This window comes from Paenibacillus sp. GYB003, assembly GCF_036577625.1.
Taxonomy (GTDB): domain Bacteria; phylum Bacillota; class Bacilli; order Paenibacillales; family NBRC-103111; genus Paenibacillus_AB.
Map to the genome: position 1 here is coordinate 316679 of NZ_JARBDC010000001.1, position 12513 is coordinate 329191.

General features: G+C 59.8%; 12 protein-coding genes. 1 reads left to right on the forward strand and 11 read right to left on the reverse strand.

From position 1 onward, the window contains the following. Positions 1 to 144: 144 nt before the first annotated feature. From PV407_RS01555 to PV407_RS01600, 10 genes are all read right to left on the reverse strand, one after another. The gene (locus PV407_RS01555) at positions 145 to 1962 is read right to left on the reverse strand and encodes an ATP-binding protein (protein ID WP_332088091.1); all 1818 of its coding nucleotides are present in this window, start codon (positions 1960 to 1962) and stop codon (positions 145 to 147) included. Position 1963: 1 nt separating this feature from the next. After that, positions 1964 to 2683 (reverse strand): response regulator transcription factor, encoded by a 720-nt coding sequence (locus tag PV407_RS01560; RefSeq protein WP_332088092.1) that lies wholly within the window; start codon positions 2681 to 2683, stop codon positions 1964 to 1966. 72 nt (positions 2684 to 2755) lie between these two features. Further along, positions 2756 to 4015, reverse strand: coding sequence for a cytochrome c biogenesis protein CcsA (gene ccsA, locus PV407_RS01565; RefSeq protein ID WP_332088093.1), 1260 nt, complete (start codon positions 4013 to 4015; stop codon positions 2756 to 2758). After that, complete coding sequence (gene resB, locus PV407_RS01570; protein ID WP_332088094.1) at positions 4012 to 5691, reverse strand: cytochrome c biogenesis protein ResB; 1680 nt, start codon at positions 5689 to 5691, stop codon at positions 4012 to 4014. The genes ccsA and resB overlap by 4 nt, the downstream gene beginning before the upstream one ends. A 17-nt stretch (positions 5692 to 5708) precedes the next feature. After that, on the reverse strand, positions 5709 to 6233 hold the full coding sequence (gene resA, locus PV407_RS01575) for a thiol-disulfide oxidoreductase ResA (RefSeq protein ID WP_332088095.1): 525 nt from the start codon (positions 6231 to 6233) through the stop codon (positions 5709 to 5711). A 76-nt stretch (positions 6234 to 6309) separates the two neighbouring features. After that, a complete protein-coding gene (locus PV407_RS01580; RefSeq protein WP_332088096.1) occupies positions 6310 to 7059 on the reverse strand; it encodes a pseudouridine synthase in 750 nt (249 codons plus the stop codon). 19 nt (positions 7060 to 7078) lie between these two features. After that, entirely contained in the window at positions 7079 to 7420 is a 342-nt protein-coding gene (locus PV407_RS01585; protein ID WP_332088097.1) for a peptidoglycan recognition protein family protein, read from the reverse strand. Positions 7421 to 7573: 153 nt separating this feature from the next. After that, positions 7574 to 8119, reverse strand: coding sequence for a spore maturation protein (locus tag PV407_RS01590; RefSeq protein ID WP_332088098.1), 546 nt, complete (start codon positions 8117 to 8119; stop codon positions 7574 to 7576). A 6-nt stretch (positions 8120 to 8125) separates the two neighbouring features. Continuing rightward, a complete protein-coding gene (locus tag PV407_RS01595) occupies positions 8126 to 8725 on the reverse strand; it encodes a nucleoside recognition domain-containing protein (RefSeq protein WP_332088209.1) in 600 nt (199 codons plus the stop codon). A gap of 30 nt (positions 8726 to 8755) precedes the next feature. Next, the gene (locus tag PV407_RS01600) at positions 8756 to 9934 is read right to left on the reverse strand and encodes a D-alanyl-D-alanine carboxypeptidase family protein (RefSeq protein ID WP_332088099.1); all 1179 of its coding nucleotides are present in this window, start codon (positions 9932 to 9934) and stop codon (positions 8756 to 8758) included. Positions 9935 to 10342: 408 nt separating this feature from the next. Here PV407_RS01600 and murA point away from each other — a divergent pair, with 408 nt between their 5' ends. Then, a complete protein-coding gene (gene murA, locus PV407_RS01605; RefSeq protein ID WP_332088100.1) occupies positions 10343 to 11647 on the forward strand; it encodes a UDP-N-acetylglucosamine 1-carboxyvinyltransferase in 1305 nt (434 codons plus the stop codon). 109 nt (positions 11648 to 11756) lie between these two features. On the opposite strand, the gene PV407_RS01610 is transcribed toward murA, so the two are convergent. Beyond that, the gene (locus tag PV407_RS01610; protein ID WP_332088101.1) at positions 11757 to 12491 is read right to left on the reverse strand and encodes a FadR/GntR family transcriptional regulator; all 735 of its coding nucleotides are present in this window, start codon (positions 12489 to 12491) and stop codon (positions 11757 to 11759) included. Positions 12492 to 12513 lie beyond the last annotated feature (22 nt).

Here is a 12513-nt window from a genome sequence, read left to right on the forward strand (position 1 = left end):
GATCGTTCAACAGCGCCGTTCGTCAAAACGCCGAATGCGCTGGCAAAACGAGTCGCATCGGAGCGAATGCGGGCGGCATTCGCCCCGATGCGGAGGCTAATGGAAAAACCGTCGGGGAATCGTCCCCGACGGTCTTTTTATGCGCTATTTCCGGTTCGGTATGCGTATCGTAAACGTCGTCCCTTTGCCGAGCTCGCTTTCGGCCTCGATCGTCGCCTGATGCGCGTCGACGATATTTTTGACGATGGCGAGCCCGAGCCCCGTTCCTCCCGACGACCCTCTCGTCCGCGCTTTGTCCGCTTTGTAGAACCGTTCGAAAATGAACGGAACGTCCTCGTGCGGAATGCCGCGGCCGCCGTCGGCGATTTCGACGACGACCTCCTCGTCCCGCTCGCCTTCCGTCTTCACCCGGATGTCGATCCAGGCGCCTTCCGGCGTATGGCGGATCGCATTGTCGAGCAAATTCGTCAGCACTTGCTCCAGCCGGTCTTCGTCGGCATGCCGCATCGTGACGCCCGCTTCCGGGAACGACAGCCGCAGCGCGATGCCCCGCTCCTTGCACAAGGCGCTAAACTTGCGGTGGACGCGGGATATAAGCGGCGCGAGCGAAAATTCCCGGAAATTCATCTCCATATGTCCGGCCTCCATGCGGGCCAAATCGAGCAAATCTTTCACGAGACGGCCCATGCGGAGCGACTCGTCGTGAATGACCTGGGCCAGCTCGCGTCGCTCCTCCGGCGTGGCCGCGATGTCGTCCAGCAGCGCTTCGCTGTAGCCCTGCAGCATCGACAGCGGCGTGCGCAGCTCGTGCGACACGTTGGCGACGAAATCTTTGCGCAGCTTGTCGAGCCGATGCTCCTCCGTCACGTCCCGCAGCACGGCGACCGTGCCGCGCAGACCGTCGATCGAGTACAGCGGCGCCATGACGACGGAATACACGCTGCTGCGCACGCGGATGATCGAGGCGATGTCTTTGTCGCTGCGGACGACGTCCTCGAACAGCGGCTGCAGCGGCCCCGGCGCCCGCATTTTGCCGCCGTGTCCGTGCCCTTCCTCCGACTGCTCCCAGCCGATGTCCTGCCATTCGGCGACCAGCTTTTCCCCGGGCGGGTTCGCCAGCACGACGCAGCCGTCCGCGTCGAGCGTGATGACGGCGTCGGTCATGCTGCGCAGGACGCTCGACAAATGCTCCTTCTCTTCGTTCAGCGCGTTGATCGTTTCGTCCAGCCGCTCGGTCATCTGGTTGATCGCGACGGCCAGCTCGCCGATTTCGTCGGACGACGTTACCGGCACGCGCGTCTTGTATTCGCCCAGCGTAATGAGATCGGCCGCCTTTTTCATTTGCAGCAGCGGCTGCGTAATGCGTCCGGACAAGAAAAAAGCGAACAGCGTCGTCAGCAAAAAGCCGATGATGCCGGCGATGACGAACAGGTTTTGGAAATACGCCTGCGTATAGTCGAGCGACAGCTGCGCCTGATACAAAATGACGACGCCCGTCGCTTTGCCGCCGCCGGCTTCCCGCTGCGGTACGGCGACGGCCAAAAACCGGCGGCCCGACATCGGGTCGAAATAAATCGACGGCTCGGTTTGGCCGTTCAACACTTCCCCCAGCTCGTCGCGCCCGAACAAATCCGAGGCGTTCAGCTTCGGAACCTGCGTCGCCTTCGACGCCGGAATGAGCTCCTCCAGCTTGTCGTTCAGCACGATCATCGCCGCATCCTGCGCGTCCAGCAGCTCGGCGACCGCGTTTACGTACGAAAATTCGTCGCGGTGCAGCGTCAGGTCGCCCGACACTTTGAGCGCCAGCTTCTGCAGGCTTCGCTCCTGGTCTTTGGAATTGGCGAAATTCGTATCGAGAAATTGTCCCATAAAGATGCCGTTGATCACGAGAACAACGGCAACCAATCCGATAATGGTCATCCACAGCTTGCCGACGACGCTTTTCCATGTCCACAGCTTCACGTTATTTCGGCACCTCGAGCTTGTAGCCGACGCCCCATACGGTCGTGATCATGGACGCCGCCTCCGGCGATACTTTGTTCAGCTTCTCGCGCAGCCGTTTGACGTGCGTGTCGACGGTGCGCAAATCGCCGAAAAATTCGTAGTTCCATACGTCCTTGAGCAAATCTTCGCGCGAAAACACTTTGTCCGGGGACGTCGCCAAATAATGCAGCAGCTCGTACTCCTTCGGCGTAAGCGCAACCTCCTGCCCCCCAGCGGTCACGCGGTGCGCGTCGTGCTCGATGACGAGATGGGGGAACACGATATTGTTGCTGGCGTGAATCGCGTCCTTGGCCAAATAAGCCGTCGCCGACGAGCGGCGCAAAATCGCCTTGACGCGGTAAATGACTTCGCGCGGGCTGAACGGCTTCACGACGTAATCGTCGGCCCCGACCTCGAACCCTTGCACCCGGTTCGCTTCTTCGCCTTTCGCCGTCAGCATGATGATCGGCGTCGCCTTCACCTGCCGGAGCCGGGCGCACACTTCCGTCCCGTCGATGCCCGGCAGCATGACGTCGAGCAGAATGAGATCGTAATCGCCCTCCACTCCTTTGGCGAGAGCGGTTTCGCCGTCTTCCGCCTCGTCGATGACGAAGCCTTCCTTCTCCAAATACATCCGCAGCAGCCGCCGGATCCGCTCCTCGTCGTCGACGACCAAAATGTTCGCTTTCATGTCGACCATGTCCTAACCCTCCTAGACGCTTTTACGGAGTAAAAGCTGGCTTCGTAAGCGTTGCTGTTCATTGATAACGGATTATACGCCGGCGTACGAATGAAGTCCCGCGATGATCAGGTTGACGCCGACGTTCGTAAACATGACGACGACGAAGCCGATGACCGCCATCCAGGCCGACTTGCGTCCTTGCCAGCCCCGGGACAGCCGGAAATGCAAATAGGCGGTATAGTACAGCCACGTGATGAGCGCCCACGTTTCCTTCGGGTCCCATCCCCAAAACCGTCCCCACGCTTCGTGCGCCCAAATCATCGCGAAGATGAGCGCGCCGAGCGTAAAGAGCGGAAATCCGATCGCGATGGCGCGATAGCTGATTTCGTCCAAATCTTCCGGGTCCATGCCGTTCATCGCCGGCTGGATCGCCGCGCCGATCTGCTTCCGCAAAATAAGCCTGACGACGGTATATAAAAGGAAGCCCGCGATCAGCGACCAGATGAACGTATTCAGCTTGCGTCCCGCGTTGATGCCGTTCATCCACGACGGCGCCTCCAGAAGCGGCTCTTTCATGCCGAGAAACGGCTGCATCGATTCGACCGTGCTGTTGAACGGCTTGACGATCGGCGGCAGCACGTAATCGACGATCGACGTTTCGACCGTTTCCTGCCCGTTCTGGTCGATCTTCGTCAGCTCCTGCTTGAACTGCGCCTCGTAGCCGATCCCCCGGAAGACGAAGACGGTGACGACGAACGCGAGCGTCGTCAACACGACGAAAATGACGACCTCCACGCCCCGCCGCTCGCGCCGGTCCGCCTTCGACGTGCCCTGAAAGTTGACGACGCGCAGCAAATACATCAGTCCGGCCGCGAAGCCGACGGCGTAAAACGCTTCGGAAAACGCGGCCGTCGTCACGTGGATTTTCAGCCAATAGCTTTGCAGCGCCGGGATGAGCGGCTGAATGTCCGGCGGAAAGACGAGGGCGTACGCCAATATGAGCACGCATACCGGCATCGCGAACAAGCCGATGATCGACATGCGGTAAATCGCGTACACGATAATGAAGGCGAGCGCGATCATCATCGACAAGAACGTCAAAAACTCGAACATGTTGCTGACCGGAATATGGCCGGCCGCGTACCAGCGCGTAAAGAAATACGCGAGCTGGGAGGCGAAGCCGACGATCGTGACGCCGAGTCCGGCGCGGCCCCACCGTTTCACGTGCGTTTCCGGATCCCGCGAGCTCCATTTTTTGCCCGTCACCGCGATGCCGAACACGATGAAGGACAACGTGTACAAAATAAATGCAACCAGTAGAAACGTTCCGCTAAGCGACTCTGTGGTCAAGAATTGTTCACCTCGTTGGCCAGCTGCTTCGGAGCGACTTCGATGCCCATTTTGTTCAGCACTCCCGCCACCTCGTTTCTCAGCCCGTACCAGTTTTTATTCGTATGGGCGCCAAGCGTCAGCTTGTCGCCTTCGTCGAACCGCAGCCAAACGCGGCGATGCTGCCAATACAGCCCCATGACGACGCCGACGAAGAAGATGATGCCGCCCGTGAAAATGTAAGGCAGCGCCGTATCGCGCCGTATGTTCAAATAGCTCGTGAAATTCGCGATTTCGACGTCGGACATCGAATTGACGGAAATGTCCCATACCGCGCCGACCGCCCCGTTGATTTGATCCTGGCTGAATTTGACCTTGTCGACTTCCCGCGGGAAGTACAAATACGTTTGTCCGTCGTTCGGCAGTCCGGGTCCGGTAATGACGAAGACGAAAGCCGGCGCGTTCGGATCGTTCGAGACGGTGACCGGTACCCCTTTGTCATTGATGGAAAAATCCGGAAAATACTCCTTCAGCTCCAGCTTGTACGGTCCGGCCGCATACGTCGCGTCCGGATTTTTCATGCGGATCGTGAACGGGCCGTACGATTCGCCGGTTTGCTTGTTTTTGAGCATCGGACGAACCGACAGCAGCCGCGGCGTCTGCGAGTAATCGAACTGGTACGCGAGCAGGCCTTTATATTTCAGCGGATGATTGACGGTGATCGTTTGGCGGGTCAGCTCCTTCAGCTGCGGCTGCTTGTCCGGGCTGTCGCAGTCGGCCGTGCATTCGTACAGAACGGCCTTCGTTTCGTACAGCTTCGGAACGATTTGCCCTTTCTCGCGGAACGCGTCGGTCATTTCCTGCTCGCTGTAAAATTCGACGTTGAACTCGTCGTTTTCCAAATAATACGAGGTGCCCGGAATTTTCGTCGGCTCTCCTTCGAGAAAACCGACGTATTCGTCCATCTGCCAGCCGGGAAGCGTTCGCAACAAAACGGTGAGCAGCACGATGATGAGACCGATATGGTTGACGTACGGCCCCCATCTGCTGAACCGGTGCTTCTCCGCCAGCAGCGCGGTGCCGTCGGTATGCACCTTGTACCCTTTCTTGCGCAGCTTCGCCGCCGCTTCCTTTACCCATGCTTCGGGATCCGCAATCGTGGAGCCGGATTCGGCGAGCTTGCCGGTATAGACGACTTTTTGCCGCGTCAAAAAGCTCAAATGCTTGCGGATTTGCTGCTTGCTCAGCGCGCGGTACAGCGGAAGCACCCGGTCGAGGCTGCAGATGACGAGCGACGTGCCGATGCAGACGAGCAGCCCGATGAACCACCACGAGCCGTACGTGTCGGACAAACCGAGCTTATAGTACAAATCGCCGGTCCAGCCGTACGTCTCTTTGTAGTACTTGGCCGGATCGACGTTCAAGAACGTATTTTCCTGCGGGTAAATCGAGCCGAGTATCGAGCCCAGCAGCATGGCCAGGATCAAATAGACGGCTACCTTGACCGAGGAGAAAAAATTCCAAACCCGATCGAGCACGGACGGGTTCGTCTTTTGCGAACGCCGGGCGACGCCGTCGTAGCGCATTTCGAGCGGGGCGTCGCTTTGGTCGTCGAAAAGCGGTTTCCCGCAAGACTCGCACAAAACGGTGCCGACATGATTCTGATGCCCGCACTCGCATTTCGTATTCGCAATCACGGAGTGTATCGCTCCTTTTACAGTTTCAGCATCGGGCGCACCGTTTGCTCGATGAAGGCGTCGTCCATTTCCATGACGGCGATTTTAACGATTTTCCCGTCGCGGTCGATAAAAAACGTCGTCGGGTAATAACGGACCGCGTACCGGTCGCGCATCCGCAGCTCTTTGTCGAACAATACGGGGAACGTTACGTTCGTTTGCTGGACGAAGCTTTGCACCGTCACCTTGCTTTCGTCCAAATTCAGCCCGAGCACGACGAGTCCTTTGTCCTTCCATTTCTCGTATTGGCGCTGAATCGCCGGCATTTCGCGGGCGCAAGGCTCGCACCACGATCCCCAGAAGTTCACCATGACCGCTTTCCCGCGGAAATCGGACAGCGACACTTTGCTGCCGTCCAGAGCCGTTAACGAAAAATCAGGAGCAGTGCTCCCTTCCCGCGGAATGTCTTCCTTGGCGAACAAGCTGCTCCCTATCGTATAGCCCCCGATCAACAGTACCGCCGTCAAAATGATGCTTTGAATCAGCTTTCGATGCTCGCGCATGTACGGTTCACCTTCGCTTCCTTTCATCGATGCGGCTACACTCATTATAGCGAAATCGGTTCGGAAAAAATCCGCGTCATTCCGAAGTTTTTTGAACATTATGTGACTGGAGCGCGCTGCGCCGCAGCTCTTCGACCTCTTGCTTCGTCAGCGTCCGATGCTTGCCTCTCGCCAGCCCCGCCAGCTGGAGCGAGCCGAACTGGATGCGCTTCAGCCGGATGACCGGAAACTTGATCGCCTCGAACATGCGGCGAACTTGCCGGTTGCGCCCTTCGTGAATCGTGATCGAAACGATCGTCTCGTTTTTGTCCGGATCGATGTCGACGTACTCGACTTCCGCCGGGGCGGTCATGCCGTCCTCGAGCTTGATTCCTTGGCGGAGCTTGTCCAGCAAATCGCCGTGCGGCACCCCTTCGACGGTCGCATGGTACGTTTTCGGCACATGGTGGCTCGGATGCGTCAGCAAATTCGCGAGCTCGCCGTCGTTCGTCAGCAGCAGCAGCCCTTCGCTGTCGTAGTCGAGACGGCCGACCGGATAAATCCGTTCCTTGACATCCTTTATGTAGTCGCCCACGATGCTGCGGCCTTCCGGGTCGTTCGTGCTCGTAATGACGCCCTTCGGCTTGTTGAACAAAATGTACTGCATCCGCTGCTTGTTGATCGGCCGCCCGTCCACCTTGATGACGTCCGCGGCGGGATCGACCTTGACTCCCAATGTCGTAATCGTTTTATCGTTCACCTGCACGCGCCCGGCCAGTATATATTCCTCGCATTTTCGCCGGGAAGCGACGCCGGCTTGGGCCAATACTTTTTGCAATCGTTCCACTTTTGACACTCACCTCAACCTAATGATAACCATCCTTCGGGGAAATCACAAGTTCCGACCAAGGAAAGTGCTTCCCGGGGCAGAGGTCCGTATGCGGGACGACGTTTCCGGGGTCGAAGCCGAACGTGTCGGCGAGCCGCAGCACCAGCTTCTGCACGATGAAAAACTGTTCCTCCATATAGCCCGACGCCGTCTCGTCCGGTCTCGAGAAGTCGCCTTCGACGCAAATATGGATGCTCGCCGAATCGGTCGCCTCCGTAGCCGGGATGATCGTTCCCGAGCGCGTTACGTAAAAATCGTAGCCTTTGCCGTTGATCGCTCCGCAAACGGATTGATGAATCGTTATGCCTGTCGGCCGCATCGCCGCCCACCTCGCCTCGTTTTGCGCTGCTCCATTATATGTAGGCGGACCCGGCGGCGTGTCAAACCGGCTTCATCCGCATATCGCCGGCGCGAATCCCGGAAAATCAAAAAAGCTCCGAAGCTTTCTCGGAGCGTACGAACGACCTGCGATTTATGAAACGGCGGCGCCGAACACGAGCAAACAGATGGCGACCGATGCCGCGAAGCCGACCAAATCGGAAAACAAGCCGACCTTGAGCGCGTACCTTCCTTTGCGGATGCCGACGGCGCCGAAATAGACGGTGAGCACGTACAGCGTCGTGTCCGTGCTGCCCTGAATCGTCGAAGCGATGCGGCCGATCATCGAATCCGGCCCGTATTGGGCGATCAGGTCGGCGGTGAAGGCGAGCGAGCCCGACCCGGTAATCGGCCGCAGCACGGCGAGCGGCAGCACCTCTCCGGGCACTCCGACGTATGCCAGCGCGGGCTTCAGCCAGCCGATCATCATGTCCATGGCGCCGGACGCGCGGAATACGCCGATCGCGACCATCATGCCGACGAGATGGGGGATAATTTTCACCGCCGTGTCGAAGCCGTCTTTGGCCCCTTCGACGAACGATTCGTAGACGGGCACTTTTTTGTACATCGCGTACAAAGGGATGAGCACGATCAATACCGGAATCGCCCAGGCGGACATCACGGAGACGAGCGAGTACAAGCTTGGTCACCCCTTCGGCGCGGTTTTGGCGAGCAGTCGGCGGCGGCACCAGCGGTCGGCCGCGATGGCGGCCAGCGTCGCGACGGCGGTCGCGAGAAGCGTCGTCCCGACGATTTCCGCCGGATTGGCGGAGTTGTAGTTCATCCGGATCGCGATCAGCGTCGTCGGAATCAGCGTAATGCTGGCCGTGTTCAAGGCGAGCAGCGTGCACATCGCCGGGCTGGCCGTCTGTTTGTCCGGATTGAGCGATTGCAGCTCCTGCATCGCCTTGATGCCCATCGGCGTGGCCGCGTTGCCGAGTCCTAGCAGGTTGGCGCTCATGTTCGACATGATGTAGCCGACGGCGGGATGGTCTTTCGGCACATCGGGAAACAGCAGCCGCACGATCGGCCGGAGCAGCTTCGCCAGCTTGCCGAGCAGCCCGGAATCTTCGGCGATCCGCATCATCCCGAGCCAGAACACGAGGATGCTGATCAGGCCGAAGCTGATCGTCACCCCGTTTTTCGCGCCGTCGAACACCGCCTGCGTCACCGCCTCGACATTCCCCTGCGCCGCTGCCGCGGCGAATCCGCACACGATAAAAAACAACCAGATCCAGTTAACGATGACGTTCCCCTCCTTCCTTCGCGCGCCCGCCTACTCCTGGAGCACGAACAGCCGGCGCACCACTTCCTGCAGCTGCAGCCGCCATATCCGGAATGCGGACGGCTCGTACCGTTTGCTCTCGACGAACGCATCCGACGACCGGTCGGCGGCGGCGAGCCGGGGACTGTTCTCGGCGTACAGCGGAACCGAGCCGATCCGGACGCCGCCGAGCGTGAACGTCAGCGTCCCGCGTTCCCCGAGCCGGTATTCCGCCGAGCCGGGCTCGAGCAGCGCCGCTTCTTTGCGAACCGCTCCCCGTTCTTCGTCGAGCAGCGGGTAATCGAACGATTGGCCGACGACGACCGGCATATTTTCGAGCCGATCGCCTTTTTGGACGATCCGCTGCTGCGGATAATGCTTGAAGCCGTAGTCGAGCAGCTTCGCGTGGTCGACCCAATCGTTCGGATCGTTCAACGTGACGACGGCGAGCTGCCGGCCGTCCCGCGTCGCCGACGAGACGAGACAGCGCTTCGCCAGCTTCGTATAACCGGTCTTCACCCCGTCGGCTCCTTCGTAGATCGAAAGCATTTTGTTTTTGTTGTACCACCGGTAATCCCAGCTTTCGTGCGGATTGGGGGCCGTTTTCGTCTTCGTTTTGACGATTTCGCGAAACACGGGATGGCGCAGCGCGTACGCCGTCAGCTTGGCCATATCGCTTGCGGTCGAGTAATGGCCTTCCTCGTCGAGGCCGCTCGGGTTTTTGAATTGGGTGCGGGACATGCCGATCAGCGCCGCCTTTTCGTTCATCAAATAGACGAACCCTTCCAGCGAGCCGCCCACATGCTCGGCGATCGCCGTTGCCGCGTCGTTGCCCGAGCGGAGCATCAGTCCGTACAGCAAATTTTCCAGACTCATCTCTTCCCCGGCTTTCAAATAGAGGGACGACCCTTCCTTGCCGGCCGCCTTGGCGCTGACCCGGACTTGATCCGACAGCGTGCCGTGCTCGATGGCGACGATCGCGGTCATAATTTTCGTCAGACTGGCGATCCGCATTTGCTTGTCGCCGTTTTTGACGTTCAGCAGCCTGCCGGACGCGACGTCGATGAGCGCCGCGCTCTCCGCGCTCGTCTGCACGGCCGGCGGCGCCGCATACGAGCTTGTCGGCCAGGCGAGCGTCCATATAAGCGTCGCCGCGACGAGGCGCAGCGCTAGTTTGCGAATCTTTATCATCTTCCGCAGTTCACCCCGATCTTGGCGGTAGACGCCGATTGGTACAAGTATATGCGGACAAGTCGACGATATGAACCGGATTTGTCCGATCGGCTGCTGCGGGCGGAAGGCGGATCCCGATTTTGGAAAAGTCGGCCGGCGGCTGACGGACTTTCCCGGGCGGCCCGCCGCGAATGGTATACCGATACGATCGCGCAAACGCGGCGGCCGATTCATGCTTCGGCGATCCGGACAAGACTTGACGGAAGCGGCAATCCGGCGCCGATCGCGGCATTTTATCGGGCAAAATAGAGGCGCACGAAATCGGCGAAAAAATAGTTCCCCCGATTCCTTCTACTTATTGACTTTCCATGTCAAACATGAATAAATAGTAAAAGTGACGACTTTACCGGAAAGTGGGAAACTTCATTGAATATCATCCGTCTCGAACGAACGGGTCCGCTCGAAGGCTCCGTTAAAATACAAGGCTCCAAAAACAGCTCTCTTTCCCTCATGGCGGCCTGCTGCCTGTGCGACGGCCCCGTAACGCTGTCGGGCATCCCCGACATTTACGACATACGCGTCATTTGCGGCATCGCCGCCGATATCGGGATGACGGCGGTCCGCCTCCCGAACGGCGACATCGAGCTCGATCCGCGCTCGATCCGAAACGCCGATATCGACAAAGAAAAGGCTTCCGCTTATCGCGCGTCCTATTATTTCATCGGCGCCCTGCTGGCCAAGTTCGGCAAGGTAAGCATCGGCTTTCCCGGCGGCGACAATTTCGTTTCCCGCCCGATCGACCAGCATTTGAAAGGATTGAAAGCGCTCGGCACCGAATTCGCGTTCCACGAAGACCATTACGTCGCGGAAGCGAAAAAGCTGACCGGCGCGGACATTTACTTCGACACGATCACGTCGGGCGCGACGATCAACTGCATGCTCGCCGCCGTGCTTGCGGAAGGCCGGACGGTGCTGCGAGGCGCCGCCAAAGATCCCGAAGTCGTGGACACGGCGGTCATGCTGAACGCGTTCGGCGCGAAAATAGCCGGAGCGGGCACCGATACGATTCGTATCGACGGAGTGAAGCGGCTTGGCGGCGGACGCCATACGGTCATACCCGATCGGCTAATCGCCGGCGCGTTTTTGATGTCCGCGGGAATCGCGGGCGGCTCGGTGACCGTCACCGACGTCATTCCGGATCATCTCGGCTCGTGCATCGCCAAGCTTAGCGAAATCGGGCTGCACATCGAGTGCGGCGATCAATCGATAACGGCCAGCAGCGCCGGCAAGCTGAAGGCGACGCGGGTCCGGACCGCGATGTATCCCGGCTTCGCCACCGACCTGCAGCAGCCGCTTACCGCGCTGTTGACCCAGGCGAGGGGGCGCAGCATCGTCAGCGAGAAAATATATCCGCAGCGGTTTCAGCACGTCGCCCAGCTGCGCCGAATGGGCGCCGACATCGAGCTGCGCGGAAGCACGGCGTTCATTCGCGGCGGCGCGCCGCTGAAAGGAAGCTGGGTGCACGCTTCCGACATTCGCGCCGGCACGTGCCTGATGCTGGCCGGCATGGCGGCCGAAGGCACGACGTTCATTACCGGCATCGAGCATATCGAGCGCGGTTACGAAGACGCGATCGCCGCCTTCCGCTCGATCGGAGCCCGCCTTTGGCTCGAGCAGGTCGACGCGGCCCACGCCGAGGAGCATTTGAAGATCGGCTCGATACAGCCGTAACGCGAGCCGCGCCTGCGGATCGTCCGAATGAAGCAAGCCGGAGTGTGCTATCGATGCCGGCATAGGAAAAAGCCCGGGCCGAAATCGGCCGGGCTTTTTCCTATGCTCGTTACGCGCCGCTCCGATCGAATTCGGAAATCGCTTGCCTCAGCACGTTTTCCACCTTTTGCAAATGAGTCCGCATCGCCTCGAACGCGCGCCGCTCGTCCCGCTCCGCGATCGCCTCGTAAATGTCGGAATGCTCCCGCAGCAGCCGCCGCGCTTCGGCGCGCTCGCCGTAAAACCACAGCTTCCGCGATTCCCGCATGCTGTCGTGCAGCCGCTCCGACAGCGATTCCATCATCGGGATGAGCAGCGAGTTGTGGGTGGCGGCGGCCAGCTTCAGATGAAAGCGGACGTCCGCCTCCTCGCCCTTCGACTCGTCGTGCAGCGACGCTTCCATCAGCGCCAGCTCTTCCCCGATCGAGCGCAAATCGTCCTCCGTCCGGTTGCGGGCCGCGAGCGAGGCGCACCCCGTTTCCAGCACCTTGCGCACCTCCAGCAGCTCGCGGATCGACTGCGCGCTGGCGAACAGCGAGGAGCCGTCCGATCCGGCGGTTTCCGCCGGCAGCTCCGCGCTCACGTACGTGCCCCCGCCTTGGCGAATCTCGACGAGGCCGATCGCCTTCAGCGCGCTTAACGCTTCGCGGATCGTCGATCGCCCGACCTGAAAGCTGGCGGCCAGATCGACGACCGAAGCGAGCTTCGTGCCGGGAGCGTATTCGCCGGACGATATTTTGGCTTTCAGCTGCTCCATGACGAGCTCGGAGCCTTTGAGCGGCTTGATCGGGTTGATAGTCATCATCGACGGTTCCCTTCTATGATTC